1 protein-coding gene is annotated in these 278 nt (G+C 60.1%); it reads left to right on the plus strand.

Annotated features, from left to right (window positions below):
• On the plus strand, positions 1-278 hold a 278-nt coding region (locus AB2L51_RS15150; protein WP_400922655.1), incomplete at both ends, for an EamA family transporter.

A 278-nucleotide genomic window follows, 5' to 3' on the forward strand; every position in this document is an offset into this window, starting at 1 on the left:
TCATTGTGTGCTGGGCCTATTCCCCGATTGGCATTCGCATCGGTCTCCAGGCCTACGAACCCGGCCACCTGGCCTTGATTAGATTTCTCATCGCCTCGACGTTTATGGCCGTATTGGCCTCGGTCAAGGGCATCGGCCTGCCTCGAGTGAAGGACCTGCCATTGCTCGCCCTGCTGGGTTTTTTCGCCGTCAGCCTGCATCACATCGCCCTCAACTACGGGCAGCGAGGTGTCAGCGCTGGCGCCGCCAGTGTCCTGGCCCAATCCACACCATTGTTC

The sequence above is a fragment of the Acetobacter fabarum genome (assembly GCF_040702925.2).
GTDB classification, from domain to species: Bacteria; Pseudomonadota; Alphaproteobacteria; order Acetobacterales; family Acetobacteraceae; genus Acetobacter; species Acetobacter fabarum_B.